Here is a 21,194-nt window from a genome sequence, read left to right on the forward strand (position 1 = left end):
AGCCGGATTTCGCCGACCGTTTCAGTGTTGTCGGGAACGCTGGGATTTGCAAACTAAAAATTTAGTAGGAAACTCATCGCGTCAATTCAGCGCTGTAAAAGTTCAAAAACCTTATCCCGTTCCGACAGGACCAACAGCAATGCCACATCGCCCGGCTGCAAGGCCTTGATGACTTTCGCAACCGCCTCCGAGGGCGAACCAGATTCAATCACCCGATCTGCGGGCATTCCATTTTGCTCACAGGCTTCAACAATGAGGCGCGTCACATCACCCAACTCGCGACCCCTTAGGTAATCTTCCAATTCGGCAGCGAAAACAAAATCCGGATTCAGTTCAAGGGCCGATTTTGTCACTTCACGGATATCGTCATCCGACCTGTCGCCGGCATGACTGAGTAGAACGAAGCGTCGTCTAGCTTCGATCCCGCCGACGGTTTCAGTCACCGCAGCTATAGAATGGGGATTATGGGCGAAATCCACAAAAACCCGCGCGCCGTTCACGTCGAATTCGTTGAAACGCCCGGGGTTGTCGTTTGGGTCACTCTGAAAATTTGCAAGTCCCTTGGCAATATGGTTCGGCGCGATCCCGATCGCGTAACATGCGCAGGTTGCGGCTAGGACATTCCTAACATTGTGACGCGCCGCGCCGGAAACGGTTATTGGAATATCCGAGACATCGGCGATGCTCAAGGTATCTCTGCCATCGAAAAAAACGATCTTGCCGTCTTGCTCCCAGGCACACGAAACTCCTGCAGCGCGCGCCTGTCTGATCTGCGGCGCATCCGCATCAAGAGAAAACCACCAGATCGTTACATCGGTTTGCGCCGCTTCGGTCACCACATAAGCGTCATCGGCATTCAGCACCAACACGCCATCCCGAGCTAACGCTCGATGCACCGAAAATTTCGCGCGTGCCAGCTCTTCCACCGTATTCACACCGTATTGCCCCAGATGGTCTGCGGCCACGTTGGTGACGATTGCCACCCGTGCTGACCGCGTTGCCAACCCGCGACGCAGAATTCCACCACGAGCCACTTCGAGGAACGCCACCTCAAGCCTTTTATCACGCAGCAACAGCCGTGCACCGCCCGGTCCTGAATAGTCACCTTTGTCGAGCACTTCGTCACCGACACGCACAAAATCTGTCGAGGTAAGCCCCGAGACTTTGCCCGCTGCACGCGCAATAGCCGCGCAGAGGCGGGTGGTCGTGGTCTTGCCATTGGTGCCAGTTATCAGTGCAACAGGTGCATTACGAAGCTCTCTCCAGTCGACATCTTGCGGATCGGGAAGGTTTGACACAGGCCAAACCTGAGAATACTGGCCATGACCGATAGAAACCTCATCATCGTCACATAAAATCTCGACACCGTGAGCCTGCCCTGCCTCGATCAAATGGGTCAGATCGGGATTGGCCTCTCGTTGCATGACCGATTTAAGATTGTTGATCATTTCATCGAAATCGCCGGTCTCTGATGCCAGCAATTTTGCTGCTCCGAAATGCCATGCAGTCTCAGCAATAAAAATCGCAGAATAAAGCTGATCCATGGGTGCTGAAATCGCCAGATTATGCCCACCCTCAAAACCACGCTCAGTGATCAACTGATCCTGCCATCCCACTGCATCCAGTACCGATCGTGCATATTTTTGCCAAAGATTTGCAATCTGCTGCGGATCAAAACCCTCATAGTGAATCTCCAGGACAGCACCGGTGTGATCCCATAATAGTCCGGGACCTGTCAGACGACGACTATCTTCCAACCTCAAAGAACCGCTGGACGGTATATCAATCTCCAAAGCGTTCTCGATGTCGTCAACGGTATGCACTGCGGACTCCTCTCAATCACCGCCCTCATCGTCATTGCGCGCCAAACGGACGCCTCGCTCATCACGAATTAAAGATTCACCACCGCCAAGGATTTCATCAAACTCCGGTGGTGCAGGCTGCGGTGCGACGGGTGTCGTCTCGGGCTCGGGGGCGTCCTCGCTATGGAAGTAAATCACCTGCTTCCAGCAACGCGCGCTGTCATCACCCAGGATGACCAGAAGATCGCCGTCTTCAGCCATGTTCAAGGCATGATCGACAGCGGTAACCTCATCCGGGATGACCGAAATCGCGGCGGCGTCGACCCCGTTTTTCATCAGACCTTCTCGTAACATCTGGGGAATTTCGTCTTCACCGCGACCTCGGCGGTTATCGTCCGCCTTGCAGATGTAGTGATCGAAATGCCCTGCAAGCGTACTGGCCGCGTCATGTACATCTTCATCCCGTCGGTCGCCCGGCATGGACATGACAACGAGCCTACGGCCCGAAACATCCAGTCGCATGGCCAGATCGGAAATAGCCCCGATAGCGGCCGGGTTATGCGCATAATCAAGGATTACCTTGAAAGGGTGTTCATCAAAAACGTTGGTTCGCCCGGGCGCTTGGAAATAACTAGTGTCGAATGTACGTAGACCATGGCGAATATTGTCCAGATCAACGCCGAAACAGAAGGCCATCGCCGCAGCGACCATTGCATTCTGTACATTATAAAGCGCCTTGCCCTCCAGCGTAGCCGGTATCAGATGCGACCACAGAACCGGCAAATGCGTGCCCTTGTGGTATATGGTGATCATGTCACCATTCATTGCCTTTTCCAGCACCACAGCCTGACCACCAGCCTGTATATGCTCTTTCACCAGCGCATGGTCGGAGTTCATGGTGATATAGCAAATCGAGTCGGCCTCGGAGAAATCTGCCATGCGCAGGCAATTGATATCGTCAGCATTCAGAACAACGGTGTCGGTTGCGGATTCCACCACAACCCTTTTGACAACAGCCAGTTCCTCAACGGTATTAATGCCGCGCAATCCCAGATGGTCGGCCGAAACATTCAGGCAGGCCGCAACATTGGATCGCTGGTAGCCCAAACCGCTACGCACCAAACCGCCACGGGCCGTCTCCATTACTGCGAAGTCGACCGAAGGGTCACGCAACACGATCTGTGCCGATGTGGGCCCGGTCATGTCGCCTTTGACGCTCAGCTTGCCATCGACGTAAACCCCATCGGTCGAGGTCATGCCAACGATCTTGCCACTGGTTTTCATGATGTGCCCCAACATACGTGACGTTGTCGTCTTGCCGTTGGTTCCCGTAATCGCCGCAATCGGGATGCGTTTTTCCGAGCCCACTGGGAAAAGCATGTCCATGACGGCACCTGATACATCGCGCGGTGTCCCCTCGGACGGGGCCACGTGCATCCGGAAACCGGGTGCCGCGTTCACTTCGACAATCGCGCCACCGATTTCCTTGTAGGATCGCGTGATGTCATCAATCAAAAAATCCACGCCACCAACATCAAGGCCCACGGCCATAATCGCACGCTCCGCCATGTCGCGGTTATCAGGGTGCACCACATCGGTCATATCGATGGCTGTGCCACCTGTTGATAGGTTAGCGGTCGAACGCAGATATAACGCTTCGCCATCGGACAAGACCGTGTCCTCTGTGACACCGGCATCTGCCATCAAGCGTTTGGCCTGACTGTCCAGTTCCAAGTTGGTCAAGACTTTTTCATGACCAATGCCACGGCGTGGGTCACTGTTCACCTCTTCGATAAGTTGAGTGATCGTCTGTTTGCCATCGCCCACCACATGACCGGGTACGCGTTTGGCGACGGCCACCAACTTGTTATCAACCACCAGCATACGGTGATCAAACCCGGTTACAAAACTCTCCACAAGGATCGCGCGGCTTTTGGAATGCTCTTTTGCTTCATCAAAGGCGGTCGCAACCTCGTCGTCTGTGGTCAGGTTGATCGACACGCCACGCCCATGATTGGCGTCAAGCGGTTTGACCACAACGGGATGACCGATCCGCTGCGCTGCCCGCACAGCCTCGCGAGCGTTGTAGACCATGCGCTGTTGTGGCACTGGAAGGCCCAGATCGTTAAGCAGGTTATGCGTATCTTCCTTATCGCAGGAAATCTCGACCGCGATGTGGCGGGTCTGCGAGGTAATGGTCGCTTGAATGCGCTGCTGGTATTTACCGTGGCCGAATTGAACCAACGAATAGTCATTGAGCCTGATCCAGGGGATTCCACGCTCCTCCGCCGCCTTGACAAGAGAACCGGTAGAGGGGCCAAACTCTTTGCGTTGCGCGCGCAGGACAAAGGAACGCAACTCCTCGTCCCAGTCGAACTCGGGATCGAAATCATATTCGACCTGCGCTTTCAGGGCATCGGGCAACAGATGCATCAACAGTCGCAACGCCAGTTGACCCGCCGCCAAACCAACATCGCGCTGACGGTATTGATAGACCATGTTGTACTGCGCCGGATCGCCAGTCCCTCGGGTCCGGCCAAAGGTCACCTCAGTGCCGGCTACCCCCTGAATTTCCAGCGCGCAATGCTCCATTATGTGACCCATCCAAGTGCCTTCATCTTCGCGCAGACGTCGAATGAAGCCACCCGGTTCACGGTAAGAGCACCCATGCTCGTCCAGACCCGGCAAAGCATTGGTCAGCCCTTCAATGAACTCTTCACCGATTCTGGCGGAAGGCCATTCTTCCAACACACCAAGATCAACAACATGGCGGATTACGGGGAACCGAGCCCAGACGTTTGGCCCTACAAAGACGTTGGTTGAAACGATTTTCATTATCGGCTCCCTCTTTTTATTTTTAACGCGCCAACATTGGCCTCCGCTTACTCGCTGGAGACCAGTAGGCTGCAGAAATGAGCATGTTCGTCCGGTGGATAGGCCTGACGTGCGTTTAGATCATAACGGCATCCCTGACCCAAAACGTCAATGCGTAAGCCCAAAAGACTGATGGCTTCGCCATTGGATGCTTCCCACATGGAGGAATGCGTCAGTTGGCTGGCATCGACGACTGTCACCGTACCGCTGCCAACGACCTCGAAAACATTATCCGGCCCGATAAACGCCGCCGTATCCTCGTCAATACCAAGCCCGATCAGAAACGGGTTGTATGAGGATGCCGTCAGTAACCGGCCCAAGCGGTTTCGTTGTGTGAAATGCTGGTCGATTATCACCGCATTGGTCAGGCCCATACCTGGTGCCAGGCTGATATTGCCCTCGGCTGGGGCGCTATTGCTGCTACCGCCAGCCACCATATGTTCGGACATGATCGAGGCACCGGCAGAAGTGCCTGCCACAGGCACGCCAGCCGCGTTCTGGCGCCGAATTTTTTGTGCCACCAACGTGCCGCCGATAATGGTCGACAAGCGCAGTTGATTGCCACCAGTCATAAATATGCCCGTTGCGCGGTCAAGCATATGTGCGAATTCCGGGTTATCGCAATCCGAGCGCCGGGCGATCGGTAGATACTCAACCTGCGCGGCACCGAGGTCCGAGAATATCCGGTGATAATCTGGACCGGTCTCTTCTAACCGCGACGCTGTTGGGATCACAACGATATCTGCCCTGTCGCCGCCCGACATCTCAACAAAACGACGATGAATCTGCATCTCTTTCTTGCGATCCTCACCCCCACCAATTGGGATGATAAATCCACGTTCCGTGTTGTCGGGCACTGGGGCTGGACACATTCTGATTTATTCTCGAGTTATTGGAGCGCGCGGGCGAGCGCGGCTTGGTTACGGTGTTTTCAGATGTCCCAGTCAAATGAGGCTGTCAGGTGGGGTCAATAGGAAACCGTTAAAAAAACCGGCAAAGGGTAACTAATAATCCTTTTCAAAGAAAACTCCGACGCCAGAACTGCCATCCGAGCCAAATGAACCGCGCACTTTGGTGCGGCGCGAAAGGTCGATATTAAGATTGATTTCCGTGTTGGATTCATCTCCGATCTGAACGTCGGTATAAACCTTGTCGCCGATGTACTTGCCGATACCAACCGAGGTTTCACCATCATCATCGGCGTTTACACTGAAGTCATCTACGCCAGTGGCTTCTCGGACGCGTTCGGCCAGACTTATACCACCCCGACCCGCAAGCGTTGCCACGGCTGATGCCAATTGCAGCGCCTGAAATGCGGATAGTGAACCGACATCACGTCCGAACAAAAGTCGCGCCAAAACCTCGTCCTCCGGAAGTGACGGGTCTGACTCGAACGTCACTTCGGGTTCATCAGCGCGTCCCTCGATTACGATCCGAACCACGGTATCGTCGTCGCTGACAGTACTTGCCACAAGCCGGAGACCGGGCACAAAATCACCCTGCAATCTTGCCCGCCCCTCATCCAAAGTCAGCCGCTTGCCCAGAATATCAAGCCGTCCCCGGATCAGATCGAAACCGCCAATGGGAATGATATCCGCGGTCGTGCCTGTCACCCGAAACCGGCCGCCCAATTCCGCATCCACTCCGCGACCGCGCACAAAAATCCGACTGTCCGACACGATCAGGATATCCAGGCCGATGGCCAAACCGCCCGATTTGGCCTCGTCCTCTGAAGGTTTATCCAGCAGTCCGGCAAAACGGCGGGTCTGGCGCACGTCACCAGGTTCGTTCACATGCGAAATCTCGGGAATACTGCCAACGCCCAAGCTACTTGAGGGAACGCGAATTTCGGTGTTATCCAGATTGATCCGACCAGCGATATTCAGGCTGTCGGGCACCGTGCCTGACAAAAGCAGGTTCCCTCGCGCGGTCGTCTCAAACAATTTAGCGTCGCGTATGACGGCATCTAGGATCTGTATCCCCAGATTTGTCGCATAAGGTGCACCCGTACCGACCTGACCCGCAATCACGAACCGACCGCCAGTGGCGAGCGTTGCACTTGCCTGGACCTCTGCGAGGTTACCACTCAAATTGATAGCGACATCAGTATCCGTCAGGGCATTTTGCAAATCCGGAAGTGAAAGCCGCGCGCCGCTTGTATTCAGTCGCCCCGACAGTGACGAGACCTTCAGAGGGCCGTCCAGTTTCAGATCGAACTCCGCCATACCTTGAGCCGCGTTGGGGTGCAGGCGTCGGTTGGCTAAGGCCAGTGGCAATGTCCCATCGATTTCCAGATTTGCACGGGTAACATCTGATCTGACGGTTCCGGCAACTGCGAAAGTACTTCCACCAGGTCCCTGCCCGGTCGTGTCGACAGTCCAGTCACTACCTTTCTGCCGTATCGACGCGTCAAAGCTGGCGCTCCCAGGCAAATCAGGCAATAGCGCCCCGACATTGCCAATATTACCCGAAAGCTTCACGCTGGGTTCACCATCGTTGGGAACGGTCAACCGGCCTTTGGCATCTGATTGAAAGGGTCCACTTCCTTCAAGGTCGATCAACCAGCCCGTATCATGCTCCGTGGCCTCACCGCTCAGGTTTACTGGCCCGGCAATGCCACTGACAAATCGACTGATATCATCCAACGCTGCACTGAATTCGAAATTGGTCTGACCGGAGTTAATGAACCCGTCCGCCGTCGCGCGACCTGCCAGTGTTTTCACCTCCGCCGCGTGCAATGTCAGCCCGTTTTCGTCCCGTTTGCCTGATGCAGAAAATGTACTGTCACCAACCAGCGCCGAATCCACCTTGTCGATGCCGATTGTCAGATCAGTCCCCGTGGCATTCAGGTCCAGATCGAACGCACCAGTAAGCAATGCGGCCTCACCGCTCAATTTGGCGTTGACCGCGCCCGACAATGGCCGCCCAGAAATATCCGATAACCTTTCCAGATTTTCGACCTCTGCCTGGAATTCACCTGTGAAAGTGGCAGCACTATCCAACCCGGACAATTTTCCCACCCCGGAGAGTTGCATGCCATCACCAGTCAACCTGAAATCATTCAAGTCGAGCAGCTGTCCTTCACTCCAACCCAGATCGCCTGTGATCTCAAGGTTATCACCTAACGCTTGCGTCAACGCTTCGTCTTTGAACGCAATCCCGCGCACAAGACTGTCGATCTTCGCGGTCACTGCGCGCGTATCACCACTCTGAATGACACCATTCGCAGCAAGCTCCAGCTTATCCAGCGTCACGTCCGGCCTTTCGAAGCCGGTCATGTCAACCTCAAAAATCCAGACATCCCCCTCACTTGCATCAAATAGCGCTGTTAGCTCCGCTCGGCGTAGTTTTGTTTCCGGCCCAGTCACAGGCAAAATCACCGGCGATTGGTCAGCGTTTTCCATCACCCCTCTGAATTCAAACTGTTCTGGCAGACCATCGGCGGTAACGGAAAGCTGACCTTCCAATAAGAGCGCCGCCGCTTTCAGCTTGAGCTTTTCAAGCGTCACACGACCGTCAGGGAACAACTGGACCAGACTTTGCAGACCAACATCCCTGCCAAAGAAAGGTTGGTATTGCGGTGCAAACAGAGGGGCTAGATCGCCAGAAACATCGACCGAGATAATTCTTGGGAGTTCCTGATTTTCGTCCTGCACAGGACTGCCCTCGGCACTCACTGTTTGGGTGCTTACCTGTCCCGTCAGACGATCTTGGCCATCGCTTCGAAGGCCAATCTCAGCCACAAATTCGTCAATTGGCGCGTCACCTTTGACCGTCAGCTCCAAGGCCGGTTTCCCAGGCAGGTTCAAAAGCGTGGAGGTGATCCCGTCCTTCGCCTCATCCAGCGTCAGATCCAGCGCCAGTTGACGTGTCAGATTGGCATAACTGCCATCCAACTCAAAGCTTCCACGCGGCCCCTTGCTTCGGACAATATTCAGCTTCGCCTGACCTTCGCCACCTTCCAGCGTCACCGAGCCGTCGACTGAAAGCGTAATTACCTCACCCAGCAAAGTCTCACCCAATGTGACTTCCTTGACTGAAAGAGACCCAATATCAATGCTGACGGGCAGTTCGGGCAATGAAAAGCTTCCCGACGCTTCGGGACTTACCTCGTCATCAGGCACGGGCGCGCGTGCCACGTCGATCTTTGCAGCTGAAATCTGTTCGATGTTGATCCTACCTTGCAGGATCGCCAGGCGGTTCCAGTCCAATACCGCGTCGGTCAGCGTCAGCCAGATTCCGTCAGCATCGGCAATCGTCATACGATCCATGCTGACACGAGAACTCAGCGCACCCTTAAAGCCGTCAATCTGAACATCCCGACCAAGTCCTGAAAGAGCGTCTTCCAGATAGCGTGTAATCCGTCCTTTATCTTCCTCGCTCGTGCTCTCTTGCGCGAAGAAGGTCAATGGCCAGGCAATCAGAAGGAAAATAGCAAATAATCGACGCATCAGAAGGCCTGTCCTATGCCGATGTAGAATTCGAAACCGCTTGTGTCGGGACCCGTCACTGGAACCGCCACGTCGAACCGGACGGGACCGAATGCTGTCTTATATCTGGCACCCAGCCCTGCCCCACTATGCCAATCGCCGGTATCATCCGGAAAACTGTTTCGCCCAACATAGCCAATATCATAGAACGCCACGCCGCTGAAATTCCCAACCAGAGGAAAACGCGCTTCTCCAGCAAGGCCGACAAATGATCGTCCACCGGTTCGGGCCGTCCCGGTCAGGACAGACAGGGATTGAAAAGACTGTCCACGAACCGTGCCGCTACCTCCTGACAGAAAGAGCAAGTCCGAGGGTGTTCCCGCCAGAGACGACCCAATAATCGTGCCTAACTGCACACGTGTTGCCAGCACGACCTTGCTGTCGCCTAATGTCCAATACCCCCGTGCATCCCCATATGCTCGGGCACCGCTTTCACTGCCATCAAGTCCGTAATAGGGAAGGCCCTCAAACGCGAGGTAGAAACCTTCGGTCGCATCAAGTTCATCGTCGCGTTTGTCCCAAGTGGCGGACAGCGGCAGTGTAAGGTGAGTAAAGGTTCGATTACCCAATTCATCGCTGACATCGGAATAGCGATATGCAAGACCTATCTGGGCTTCCAATTCTTCCGAATAATAGTGGTTGATCCCGGCCCCAACCGTAACTTGGTCTGAGAAAAACAGCTCTTCATCAAGTTGCTCGACTTCGATCAGCGCATAGAGGTCGGTATCGGAGTCAAATGTCGACGGTCGGGTCAGGCTAATACTCAGCGAGGTGTCCACCCCCTCTGTGTCTCCGCCCAACCCGGCAAATTCGGCCTCGATCCTCAGACGTTCCGCTCCTCCAAAAAGATTACGGTGCATCCAAAAGCCCGACAAGGTAACGCCTTCGGTCGATTCAACCTCTGCACCGAAGCCAAATCGACGGGGTTTGGCATCCACCAGATCCAATTCGATATCCATGGTGTCACCCGCACCAAGCGTCTCGGCCTCGCGAAGCGTGACTGAACTAAACGCGCCTGTTCGCCGCAAGCGTTTGGCCGCACGTTCGAGTTCCAAGGGATCAAAAGGCTTGCCGCGCGGAATCCCCGCAATACGACGAATACGATCCTTTCGAACCTTGCTATTGTTGGGCACATTAATTTGGCCGAATGTCACAGCAGGCCCGGGATCCAGCAACATGGAGACATTCAATTGCGCCTTGGCATGGTTGGCTGTGATGGATTGCTGCACGACCCGCGCCTTGGCGTAACTCAGGTCGCGCCAGCCATCGATGCCTGCGCCCGCAGCATCCGCGATCACACCGGTTCGCGCAGGCTGACCAGGGGCAAAACCCTCCGGCACCACCGTGTCGGGTGAAACTGGTGTGATCTGGGCCTGGCCTAGCTTGAAAGCCGGTCCTGTCTTGATCAGTATCATCACCCGCTTGACCGACTTCAACTGTGCCAAGGGCGGAATGGTCGCCGCTTCACGACCGTCAACCAGGATTTTGACTACGGGGCCGAAATATCCACGAGCATAAAGCTCCGAGACCAGATGACCATAATCTGCTTGTGCGGCTGACAGAATATCCAGTGGCGCAGTGATTTCTTCGCGCTTTGCGGTCAATACAAGAGAGCTCTGGGACAGGCTTTCTCGCAAATCGTCATTCTTCTGAGTTAGATGAAGCTGCGCATCAAAAGACCAGACGGGCATCCCGAAAGCCATGCAGAATACCACGAGTGCGCACCGACATCGGTTAAAGCACGAAACCCTGTCAATCATAAGCAGCCCGTTCTGGCAATCGTTTCGCCCCACACCCCCCAGAACCGTTCCCGGTCAGGTGGCCTTACACGCCAAAACTAGGCCAAGCACGGGGTGCCGTCCATGCGCAATGGTCGAAATACTGTGAAAGAGCGATGTCGCGCTACATTTCCAAGCGCTCAACACCCGTTTTCAGGTAGTGAACAAACAGCTCTTTCGGCCCTTCGACAGCATCAGCCTTCCAGACCACAACCGTCTGCAATTGCTCGGTGACATCCTCAAGCGGAATGATCACAAGGCCCGGCATCACCGATTTGCGCACACTGTCGCTCAGGATTGTCACGCCCATACCGCAAGCAACGAGGCCCAGAATACCTGCGGTGTTGAACGCTTCTTGCACGATCCGGGGAACAAATCCGGCCCGGCGGCATAGAGGTATCAGATAAGAATAGAATTGCTGCCAGTCTTTTGACGATCCGTGCACGAAATCCTCTTGAGCCAGTTCTTCCAGCCGGACGCTGGTACGCCCGGCCAATGGATGGCTTTCATAAAGCACACAGACAAAACTCTCCGACGCAATCGGCCATTGCGCATATCCCGAATGACTTATGGGGCCTGTGACAAAACCGATATCAAGCTCGTCGTCATCCAGTTTCTCTATTTGCGTCACCGTCACACCGTGATGGGGCTGTAAGACGATGTCGGGCTGTTGATCCTGAAACGCCTTCAACAAACTTGGCAGTGGCCCGGCAATTGCCATATCGGTATAGCCGATGCGCAAAGAACCCACCTGACCCAAATACGCGCGTTTCGTATTGTCTACAGCATGTTCGATGGAATTTACGATACCGCGGCATCCTTTGAGGAATGCCTCACCCGCTCGCGTAATCTGCACAGACCGATTGGTCCTATCAAAAAGAACAACCGCCAACTCTCTCTCAAGATATTGAATTGCCCGACTTAAGGCTGGCTGAGCAACACCCAACCGCTCTGCTGCGCGGCGAAAATGCAATTCCTCAGCAACCGCGATGAAATAGCGGATATGTCTTAAACCAAATTTCATGATGCTCTTTCGGTATCATTTCGTGCCAATCTAATATTATACCGGCACCAAAATTTATGCCACTCTTGCCGAATAACAATAAAATCCACGACCAACCCGGAGATCACCATGCGCCCTTTTAACATCTTTGCCCGCAGCGCTTTGGCTGCAACCCTTTCGATCGCACCCCTATCTGCCCTGGCGGCCGATGTGACCATAAACCTTGGCTATGCCGCGGCCGAGGGGAGCTCTTACAGCGTTCTGGCCAACAAGTTTGAAGAGCTGGCAGAAGAATATTCCGGTAGCAGCATTGACGTCAAAGTGCGTTGTTGTGGACAGCTTATGGGGGAGGATGAGGCGTTCAAGGCAATGCAGCTTGGCACTGTCGACATGCACGTGATCACCGGCAATAACATCTCCCCGCATTTCCCGCTTATGGATGCCTTTGTGCTGCCCTATATCTTCGAGGACAAATCACATGCCTACCGTGTCTTGGAAGGTGAGGTCGGACAGAGATTCGCCAGCCAGTTACAGGAAGCGACCGGCGTGCACTTGCTGACCTTCGGCTTTGTTGGCGATCGCGATTTCTACAACTCGCGCAACCCGATCACCAACATGGCGGATATGGCGGGCCTCAAGGTGCGAGTGCCCAAAAACCAGGTGATGATCGACACCTTTACTGAATTCGGCGCCGCCCCGATTCCACTGCCCTGGGCCGACACGCCAACCGCGCTGCAAACTGGAACAGTCGAAGGCGCGGACAATGGCACCTCCTTCATCAAGTCGCAGAAATTCTATGAAATCATGCCGCATTTCACCGCGCTCGAGCATTTCACCTATTTCTCACCCCTCTTCGCCAGCAGCAGGATAATGGGCAAGCTTGACGAGGATCAGCGCGACGCTGTGATGCGCGCCGCCCGCGATGCCGGAATTTTCCAGAAAGAGGAAATGACCAGACAGGTCGATGAAATCCGCGCCTTCCTGACCGGTGAAGGCGGTATGAAAACCGCCGAATTCGATCGCAGTGATTTCATCGCAGCCGGTCAACGCGTTCAAGACAAATACGCGGCCGACAAGGGAGAGGATTTCACTTCTCTAGTCAACGAAATCCGCGCAGCAGCAGAATAGCCACCACTCACTGAACTTTCGGATGGCATCCCAAGTATTGCCTTCCGCTTTCCCCCTCACTTCAAGGGCCGACCTATGCTGAGCAAGCTTGATCGCTATTTCGAAGAGGTGCTGTGCACTGTTTTTCTCAGCGTGGTGGTGGGGTCTGTTCTTATGCAAGTGGTGCTTAGGTTTTTCTTTCATTCTGCCGCTGCCTGGGCTGAGGAAACCGCCGTTTATGGCATGATTTTCGCGGTATATCTGGGGGCTACCATGGCGGTGCGCGATAGGGCACATATCCGGATCACCCTGCTAATAAGCCGCCTGCCCCGCGCATTTCAGATCTTTTCGGTCGTACTGGCCGATGCTCTCTGGCTGGGATTTGTCATTTTCATGATTGTGCAGACAACCACCTATACCCGGCTTCTCTTCAACGTCACCTATCAGACGCCGGGACTGGGGATCGAGCAACGCTGGGTCCAGATGTTCATCCCGATTTTGTTCGGCCTCATGCTGTTCCGCATCCTTCAGGTATACTGGCGCTGGCGCAATGACCGGTTCGAGGGGTTGCCGCTGTGACCCGGCCCGCAATCGAACAGGCCCGCTCCGGGCTGGTCCCCACCGTCATTCTGGGTGTCATGATCGTTGCCGTCCTGCTGGCTTTTGCAGTCGGCGTGAACGGCCCGATTCTCATGGCAGTGGTGTTTGTCGTCACCATGGCAATCGGCGTGCCCATCCCCTTCGCCGCCGGTATCGCGACGGTCGCGGGGCTGTACATCGCCGACATCCCGATGACCCTGATGGCGCAAGCCGCCTGGACCGCGTTCGAGCCGTTCCCGCTGGTTACCATCCCGCTTTTCATCCTGGCGGGCCAGTTGATGGAACAGGGCGGCATGTCGGAAAAGCTGGTGACCATCGCCCAACGCCTTGTCGGTGCCTACAAGGGGGGCTTAGGGTTGGTTACTGTTGTGGCCTGCATGTTCTTTGCCGCGCTGTCCGGTTCCGGCCCCGCCACCACCGCCGCCATCGGTTCGATCACCATCCCTGCGATGCAGGAAGAAGGCTATCGGTCGCGCTTTGCAGGTGCCATTGCCGCCGCGGCGGGGGCACTGGGCAGCATGATCCCGCCGTCGAACCTGCTCATTATCTTCGCACTGGTTACCGACGTGTCGATTCCCCGCCTTTTTCTGGCGGGCATCATTCCCGGTATTTTATTGGGTCTGATGCTGATGGTCGTTGTCTTCATCGTCTCGGTCAGAAACGATTACGGCGGCAGCGGACAAAAATTCCGCTGGGGTCCGCTACTTGAGGCGTTCTGGGACGGCAAATGGGCGGTCATGGCGCCGGTTATCATTCTGGGCGGCATCTATGCGGGCATCTTCACGCCGTCCGAGGCCGCAGGCGTGGCCGTCGCTTACGGGCTTTTCGTGGGCCTGTTTATCTATCACGGGCTCACCCTGGCAAAGCTCTTTCATGCCTTCAAATTCACTGCCATCGTAATTGGCACGGTTCTCTTCATTCTCGGCTCTACCAAGGCTTTCGGACAACTCGTAACTATCTTCGACATACCTGACGCGGTTCTGGGCCTTTTCCGGGGGATGGTTAACTATCCCTGGCTGGTGATGCTGCTGATCGGCGTTTTCTACATCCTTGTCGGCATGTGGCTGGAAAGCATTCCACAAATCATCATCTTCACCGCCGTTTTCTTCCCGCTGGTCACCAGCCTGGGCATCGACCCGGTGGTTTTTGGCATTTTCACAGTAATGACTTGTGAAATCGGCTTTCTTACACCGCCCATCGGTGTAAATCTTTTTGTCGCAGCGCGGATCAGCAAAATCTCGATCGAGGAGATATCGGTCGGTGTTCTACCCCTTCTAATCCCTTATCTGGCGATGATCTTATTGCTTGTCTTCTTCTCTGATTGGGTCACCTTCCTGCCCGATCTTGTTTACGGGCCGATGCGATGAATGAACACACCAAAGAACTGCCCTTGCTGGGCTATGTTGATCGCCTTTCAGCAAGTCCGGGCGAGACCATCGAATTCAAGGTCTCCTCACTTTCCGAGCAACCATTCACGGCACAGCTTATGCGCTCGATCAGCGCTGACCCAAACCCCGAAAGTCCCGGCATCGTGGAAAAAGATGCCACGGCCTACTTTCCGCGCCAAGAGTTCCCATCCGTTCGCCGCCCCTTCACCGCCGGATCGTATGGTATCGGACAAAAGGAAATCTCCGCGCCGCAAGATGCGTCACTCACCTTTGTGGCCAAGATCTATCCCACACTCTTAACTGGCCAGCCGCAAACAATTCTAGGCGCAGGTGACTACCAACTTTTCATCGACGCAAATGGCAGCATCTGCCTGCGCATCGGCTTCACGGTTCTTTCCACTGACAGCAAGATAAAATTGCGCCATTGGCACCAAATCGAAGCACATGTTGAAGGCACGAAGATCACGTTGCGCCAACAACAATTCGGACGCTACGCCGAACATCCCATCACGATTGAGGGCTTCACACCTGTTCCACCGCAACTCGCCGGCATACCGACCGTGGCTGCGGCGTTGAAGAACAACACTGTCACACAGCATTTCAACGGCAAGATCGAGGCCCCTGTTATAACGGCCAATGGTGCGGAAATTTGCGCTTGGGATTTTTCTTGTGACATTCCAAAACAAACCATTCCGGCAATCGCGGGTCCAGATCTCAACCTGATCAACTTTCCCACTCGCGCCACGACCAGCCACGCTTGGGATGGATCCGAGATGAATTGGTCGCACAGACCCGCCCACTATGCTGCCATCCATTTTCACGAGGACGACATCTATGACTTCGGTTGGGATACCGATTTCAGCTTTACTTTGCCAGATAACATGCCCTCGGGCGTTTACATCATGCGATTGTGCTGTGGCACACACAGCGATGCGATCCCGTTTTTCGTTTGCGCATCGAAAGAAAATGGACCTCAGGCCGATCTCTGCGTTCTGATCTCTACTTTCACCTATTCGATCTATGGCAACCACGCCCGCCCGGATTATCATCCCTCGTGGCAAGATCGGATAGACGATTGGGATGCATATCCATACAATCCAGCCAAGTATCCGCATTATGGTCTTTCGACCTATAACACCCATTCTGATGGCTATGGCATCTGCCACGCCTCGCATCACCGCCCATTGTTCAACCTGCGCCCGGGATACCTGACATTTGGTGACGCAACTTGCTCGGGCCTCAGACATTTTCCGGCAGATATGCACCTGATCTCATGGCTACATGCCAAGGGGATCGAATATGACGTTGTGACAGACCACGAATTGCACCGCGAAGGTCATGCCGCGATAGAGGGCTACAAGAGCGTGACCACAGGTAGCCATCCTGAGTATCACACATCTGTGACCCTAAATGCCCTACAAGACTATCGCGATGCGGGCGGGCACCTTATGTATCTGGGCGGAAATGGTTTCTACTGGCGCATTGCAGTTCATTCTGAAAATGACAGTCTTCTGGAGATACGTCGGGCCGAAGACGGCATTCGTGCATGGGCCGCAGAGCCAGGCGAGTATTACAATGCCTTTGATGGCAGCTATGGCGGTCTCTGGCGCCGCAATGGCCGAGCGCCACAGGAACTTGTTGCAATAGGTTTTGCCGCCCAAGGTGAATTTTTCGGTGACCCCTACCGCAGAACCTGTACCGATCCAGCCTATGACTGGGTATTTGAAGGTATTGAGCAGGAAATTCTCGGCGAATTCGGCTATTCCGGCAACGGCGCTGCGGGATTCGAACTGGATCATATGGACGCCCGCTTGGGCACACCTGAAAACACCGTCCTGCTGGCACGGTCCGTCACCCGCGAACAGGGCTTCATGCTGGTTCCTGAGGAACAGCTTACCCACCTGACCAACCTCACAGGCGGATCGGAGTCCGATGCCAAACACGCCGACATGATCTTGGCAGAATATCCCGGCGGCGGGTCTGTTTTCGCCACCGGTTCGATTACTTTCTGCGGAAGCCTGCCTTGGAACGACTACGACAACAATATTTCGCGACTTCTGGAAAATGTGATGCGGCGCAATCTAAACTGAACCCTTTTGGGCGACTTACATCAACCCCAGATCACGACCCAGCATTGCCGCATGTGTCCGGTTGCGGGCCCCAAGCTTGCGCGAGAGTGTTTTGACGTGCAGCTTCACCGTCACTTCCTGGATATCCAGATCGCGGGCAATTTCCTTATTGGACTTGCCCTCGGTGATCCCCAACAGCACATCGCGCTCTCTCGGGGTCAGATTGACATCCGTCTCGTTGGTCTCACCATTGTTAAGAAACTCCAGCGGCATGTAAACTTCGCCGGACAGCATGTGTCGGACCGCGCTGACCAGCGATTGCGGTGCAAGTGTCTTGGGTAAAAAGCCTGATGCCCCGGAAGATAAAGCTCGACGTGCTACATCCGGTGTCGCCGTACCAGACAGGATGGCAACCGGACACCCGGTCTGTGCCCGCATCCGGGCAAGCCCGGAAAGTGCATCCATACCAGGCATCGAATAATCTAGCATCACCAGTTCGAACGGGCCCTTTGCCCGCGCGACCGAGATCGCTTCGTCAAAAGACTGCGCCGTCACCACATCAAACCCGCCCTGTAATCTCAGGAAATCTGCGATGGTTTCGCGCACCAGTTCGTGATCATCTGCGAGTAACAGTTTTTGCATTCGACCCCTCTTTGGTTCAGTACGCATACCCAGACTTGGCTGTTAAATCAGCTAGCAATAGGCAGCCCTTCCCGTCCCGCGCGATGTGGTTCTTGTGAGGCAAATAACTTCTTAATACCAGAGCAATATTACGCGGTGACTATCCGTTTGCATAGGGGGATGGTGAATCGCACCGAAAGCAGTGTTGATAGAGTCGCCGAACGAGTTGGAAAGATTACATAATATGTTCAAGTTAAAAATTGCCGCTCTGGTGATCGTGGCGTTGTATCTGGTTTTCAGCACCCCATACAATTTCCGCGCTAATGCCGAAGAACCAATCCTACTGACAATCGAAATTGAACCTTCCAGCGATGTTGATACCACGGTCTTTACACTAGGCTACTCGGATTTGGTCGCACTTCCATCCGTGGAGTTTTCAACCACCAGCAACTGGACGAGTGGTGTGCAAAACTTCACCGGCGTACCGTTGCTAAGTCTGCTGGAACATGTCGGTGCAAAAAGCGGAAACTTAGAACTTGTAGCAATCAACGATTACAGCATCAACATGCCAATCGAAGACCCCACAAACAGCGGTGCTATCATAGCCTACCTCATGAACGGGCAAACCATGACCCCGCGTGACAAAGGGCCACTTTGGTTGGTCTATAATTTTGATTCCGATGCGATCTACCGAACCGAAACAATCTATTCCCGTAGCATCTGGCAACTGGACCGAATGGTTATTTCGCGTTAGCAAGCAATAGTTGTAACATAAAGGGGCGTATCTTTTGACTGCCCGCAAGATGATCCGACGCATCATGGCCCGTCGCGCACAGCTGACATTGCTGAGCGCAGCAGCAGCCTTTTGTCTTTTTGCGACAGCCATTCTGACAGCGCAGGTCTTTCTCAAGCTTGATGATTATCGCACCGCTTATAGCGACAATATCCAGTGGACGGTTGCCAAACTTGAAGTGGAACACGCCAAATATGTCCATGCCGTTGAAAGGCTGAGCATTGAGCCTGATACCGGTCTGGCTGAGATGCGGCGACGGTTCGATATTTTCTACAGTCGGGTCAACACGATTGAAACCGCGCAGACCTACCGCCAGGTACTCAGTGGTGAACGCGCCCGCAATCTGGTTGCTGTCCTAAGCAAAGGTGTTCGCGAACAGGCTGAGATCGTGGATGCAAGCGATGCGCTGGTTTTGCAAAACCAGCCAGAATTGCTCCGCCTGGCACAAAATCTGACCACATCGGTTGTTCGTCTTTCCAGTATTGGTATCGCCTACGATGTCTCCCGTCGCGAGGAGCAAAGAACCCAGTTGGTCAGCAAGTTAACGCAACTCATCTTGCTCAGTCTTGCGCTCCTAATTACGCTCGCCGCGCTTCTCGCACTCTTCTGGCAACTCTATATCCGGTATCGTCGGCGTGCGATGCAAAACCGCACGACCCTGAACCGTCTTGCGACCATCATCAACACCTCACAGGATGCCATTCTGGTTGTATGTCCAAGTGGCGCAATCCTTGAAGGCAATCGCGTGGCCCATGCCATCTTCGGCCTCCCGCATGACGGCAAGTTGCGTACAAACGTGTCCGATATTTTGTCAAAGTCCAATGAGGTCGGCATAGCAGAAGCGGTCACGGGCGATATGTTGATTGGTTCTTGTGCACAGGGTCCCAACCTCTGCACCAAACTGTCCGCACGTGACAAAACGGGCCGGACGTTCCCGATCGAACTATCGGCCAACATGGCCTCGCGATCCGGCGACAACGTCTGCGTCTGCTTTCTGCGTGATATTTCGCAACGCATCGCTACTGAAGCAGAAATGCACGCCGCCCGCGACAAGGCCCTTTCCGGTGAACGGGCCAAAGCACGTTTTCTGGGTATGATCAGCCATGAAATGCGGACACCACTCAATGGTATATTGGGCGCGTTGGATTTGCTTGATGACACACCACTGACACCTGAGCAGGCGCGCTATACTCAGATCATGCAATCCTCGGGGCAATTGGTACTGAACCAAATCAATGACGCGCTTGATGTGACACAGGCGGATGGTGAACATCTTAGCCTTGTAAGCAATCAGTTCGATCTGGACGCGTTGTTGAATGATCTGATCCAAACTCAGCAAGCGCAGGCCGAACTGCAAAACAGCCATCTTCAGTTGGTGCGCTCTCCAGTTCCATTAGGAACGGTTTTAGGCGACCAGAACCGTCTGCATCAGGTTCTCCTAAATCTCTTGTCTAACGCTATAAAGTTCACCCGCGACGGTCAGATCACCATCGAAGCCACACGCCTTGGCCCGGCTGATGCACTAAGGGACGAAATCGAGTTCCAGATCAGCGACACCGGCATCGGTATCGACGAAGATGACCTGCCCCGCATTTTCGATGATTTCGTTCGCCTTGAGGATCAGAATACTACCGAAGGTACTGGGCTTGGCTTAGGCATTGCAAAGCACCTCGTTACTCTAATGGGGGGCACGATCGGCGCAGAAAGTGTCTATGAAGAAGGCAGCCTTTTCTGGGTGCGCGTCCCGCTTCCACGTGCGCGAAGTACCGAAGCATTGCCACCCCATCACGAGTTGCACACGCTGCCACCACGCGCGCTGAGTGTGCTGGTGGTCGAAGATAACGATACCAGCCGGTTTGTTTTGAATGAAATGCTGTGCAAGGACGGCCATTTTGTAACTCTGACCAGGAATGGGTCAGAGGCGGTCGCCGCCGCCCATAACTGGTGCTTCGATCTGATTCTGATGGATATCAACATGCCCGGCATCGACGGGATTGAGGCCACGCGGCAAATCCGCAATGGAAACGGCGCTTCAAAAGAAAGCCGCATCGTCGCCCTGACAGCACATTTCCGGCCCGAACATAACGAGCGTTTCAAAGGCGTTCAAATTGATGCAATCTGCACCAAACCACTGCGCCGCGCGGCTCTCAGAGATATTCTGTCAGGCGGGCCGGTGCGTGAACGTCCTGCCGGAGCGCAAACCGGCATCGACACCCAGGTTTTGGATCAACTCTGCGCTGTGCTGCCCGCCCAAAATCTGACGCGCGTATTGGATGATTTTATCTCAGAAGGGCAGGATTTCATCGACGGGCTCTCCGATATCAAAGGCCGATCGAAGCCTGATTTTGCCGCGGAACTGCACCAATTCGCCGGTTCCGCTGCGACCTTCGGCGCTGTGGCGTTACAGACAGCCCTTTGCCGTGCGGAAAACGCCATTCTTTCTGGTGATCCCGCAGGTCTTGAGGAGGAACTCAAGGCCCTTCCCGGTTTGTGGAGCGCTACGACGGACGAAATAAACAACCGTCGTCACGCCGCCTAATCCAATCGCACACAAAAGCCCTGAAGGGCATCCCATCAAATCGACAGTTGTCTGCGATTTCAAAGGATCAATGATTGCAGTTTTTTCGAATTTATCGAATATCTAATTACGTAAATTAGAAATTTTCAAT

Annotated in this window: 13 protein-coding genes; 6 read left to right on the forward strand and 7 right to left on the reverse strand. The window is 54.4% G+C overall.

Annotated features, from left to right (window positions below):
* Nucleotides 1-86: 86 nt before the first annotated feature.
* From Q1B27_RS05220 to Q1B27_RS05245, 6 genes are all read right to left on the reverse strand, one after another.
* Nucleotides 87-1,823: a Mur ligase family protein gene (locus Q1B27_RS05220; RefSeq protein ID WP_299844574.1), complete on the reverse strand. Its 1,737-nt coding sequence runs from the start codon at nucleotides 1,821-1,823 to the stop codon at nucleotides 87-89.
* A 12-nt stretch (nucleotides 1,824-1,835) separates the two neighbouring features.
* Nucleotides 1,836-4,637, reverse strand: a complete 2,802-nt coding sequence (gene cphA / locus Q1B27_RS05225; protein ID WP_299844577.1) for a cyanophycin synthetase — start codon at nucleotides 4,635-4,637, stop codon at nucleotides 1,836-1,838.
* 47 nt (nucleotides 4,638-4,684) lie between these two features.
* On the reverse strand, nucleotides 4,685-5,548 hold the full coding sequence (locus Q1B27_RS05230; RefSeq protein WP_299844580.1) for a cyanophycinase: 864 nt from the start codon (nucleotides 5,546-5,548) through the stop codon (nucleotides 4,685-4,687).
* Nucleotides 5,549-5,680: 132 nt separating this feature from the next.
* Nucleotides 5,681-9,127, reverse strand: a complete 3,447-nt coding sequence (locus tag Q1B27_RS05235; RefSeq protein ID WP_299844583.1) for a translocation/assembly module TamB domain-containing protein — start codon at nucleotides 9,125-9,127, stop codon at nucleotides 5,681-5,683.
* Nucleotides 9,127-10,869 carry an autotransporter assembly complex family protein gene (locus Q1B27_RS05240; RefSeq protein ID WP_299844586.1) on the reverse strand — a complete coding sequence of 581 codons (1,743 nt, stop codon included), beginning with the start codon at nucleotides 10,867-10,869 and terminating at the stop codon, nucleotides 9,127-9,129. The genes Q1B27_RS05235 and Q1B27_RS05240 overlap by 1 nt, the downstream gene beginning before the upstream one ends.
* A gap of 199 nt (nucleotides 10,870-11,068) precedes the next feature.
* Nucleotides 11,069-11,968 carry a LysR family transcriptional regulator gene (locus tag Q1B27_RS05245; RefSeq protein WP_299844589.1) on the reverse strand — a complete coding sequence of 300 codons (900 nt, stop codon included), beginning with the start codon at nucleotides 11,966-11,968 and terminating at the stop codon, nucleotides 11,069-11,071.
* A gap of 108 nt (nucleotides 11,969-12,076) precedes the next feature.
* Here Q1B27_RS05245 and Q1B27_RS05250 point away from each other — a divergent pair, with 108 nt between their 5' ends.
* The 4 genes from Q1B27_RS05250 to Q1B27_RS05265 all read left to right on the forward strand — a co-directional run bounded on the left by Q1B27_RS05250 (nucleotide 12,077) and on the right by Q1B27_RS05265 (nucleotide 17,132).
* Complete coding sequence (locus Q1B27_RS05250) at nucleotides 12,077-13,075, forward strand: TRAP transporter substrate-binding protein (protein ID WP_299844592.1); 999 nt, start codon at nucleotides 12,077-12,079, stop codon at nucleotides 13,073-13,075.
* Nucleotides 13,076-13,150: 75 nt separating this feature from the next.
* Nucleotides 13,151-13,633 (forward strand): TRAP transporter small permease, encoded by a 483-nt coding sequence (locus tag Q1B27_RS05255; protein ID WP_299844595.1) that lies wholly within the window; start codon nucleotides 13,151-13,153, stop codon nucleotides 13,631-13,633.
* The gene (locus tag Q1B27_RS05260) at nucleotides 13,630-15,021 is read left to right on the forward strand and encodes a TRAP transporter large permease (protein ID WP_299844597.1); all 1,392 of its coding nucleotides are present in this window, start codon (nucleotides 13,630-13,632) and stop codon (nucleotides 15,019-15,021) included. The genes Q1B27_RS05255 and Q1B27_RS05260 overlap by 4 nt, the downstream gene beginning before the upstream one ends.
* On the forward strand, nucleotides 15,018-17,132 hold the full coding sequence (locus Q1B27_RS05265) for a N,N-dimethylformamidase beta subunit family domain-containing protein (RefSeq protein WP_299844600.1): 2,115 nt from the start codon (nucleotides 15,018-15,020) through the stop codon (nucleotides 17,130-17,132). Before Q1B27_RS05260 ends, Q1B27_RS05265 begins: the two co-directional genes overlap by 4 nt.
* A 15-nt stretch (nucleotides 17,133-17,147) precedes the next feature.
* Here Q1B27_RS05265 and Q1B27_RS05270 read toward each other — a convergent pair whose 3' ends face one another.
* Nucleotides 17,148-17,753, reverse strand: coding sequence for a response regulator transcription factor (locus tag Q1B27_RS05270; RefSeq protein WP_299844603.1), 606 nt, complete (start codon nucleotides 17,751-17,753; stop codon nucleotides 17,148-17,150).
* 223 nt (nucleotides 17,754-17,976) lie between these two features.
* Between Q1B27_RS05270 and Q1B27_RS05275 the strand changes: the two genes are divergently transcribed.
* Together Q1B27_RS05275 and Q1B27_RS05280 are read left to right on the forward strand one after the other, a co-directional pair.
* Nucleotides 17,977-18,486 carry a molybdopterin-dependent oxidoreductase gene (locus tag Q1B27_RS05275; protein ID WP_299844606.1) on the forward strand — a complete coding sequence of 170 codons (510 nt, stop codon included), beginning with the start codon at nucleotides 17,977-17,979 and terminating at the stop codon, nucleotides 18,484-18,486.
* A gap of 34 nt (nucleotides 18,487-18,520) precedes the next feature.
* Entirely contained in the window at nucleotides 18,521-21,064 is a 2,544-nt protein-coding gene (locus Q1B27_RS05280; RefSeq protein ID WP_299844609.1) for an ATP-binding protein, read from the forward strand.
* The last annotated feature ends 130 nt before the right edge of the window (nucleotides 21,065-21,194 follow it).

The organism is uncultured Roseovarius sp. (genome assembly GCF_947489715.1).
GTDB lineage: Bacteria > Pseudomonadota > Alphaproteobacteria > Rhodobacterales > Rhodobacteraceae > Roseovarius.

Coding starts and splice junctions, on each gene's coding strand:
- cphA (WP_299844577.1), bottom strand. CDS start 4,637: ATGAAAATCGTTTCAACCAACGTCTTTGTAGGGCCAAACGTCTGGGCT.
- Q1B27_RS05230 (WP_299844580.1), bottom strand. CDS start 5,548: ATGTGTCCAGCCCCAGTGCCCGACAACACGGAACGTGGATTTATCATC.
- Q1B27_RS05235 (WP_299844583.1), bottom strand. CDS start 9,127: ATGCGTCGATTATTTGCTATTTTCCTTCTGATTGCCTGGCCATTGACC.
- Q1B27_RS05240 (WP_299844586.1), bottom strand. CDS start 10,869: ATGGCTTTCGGGATGCCCGTCTGGTCTTTTGATGCGCAGCTTCATCTA.
- Q1B27_RS05245 (WP_299844589.1), bottom strand. CDS start 11,968: ATGAAATTTGGTTTAAGACATATCCGCTATTTCATCGCGGTTGCTGAG.
- Q1B27_RS05250 (WP_299844592.1), top strand. CDS start 12,077: ATGCGCCCTTTTAACATCTTTGCCCGCAGCGCTTTGGCTGCAACCCTT.
- Q1B27_RS05255 (WP_299844595.1), top strand. CDS start 13,151: ATGCTGAGCAAGCTTGATCGCTATTTCGAAGAGGTGCTGTGCACTGTT.
- Q1B27_RS05265 (WP_299844600.1), top strand. CDS start 15,018: ATGAATGAACACACCAAAGAACTGCCCTTGCTGGGCTATGTTGATCGC.
- Q1B27_RS05270 (WP_299844603.1), bottom strand. CDS start 17,753: ATGCAAAAACTGTTACTCGCAGATGATCACGAACTGGTGCGCGAAACC.
- Q1B27_RS05275 (WP_299844606.1), top strand. CDS start 17,977: ATGTTCAAGTTAAAAATTGCCGCTCTGGTGATCGTGGCGTTGTATCTG.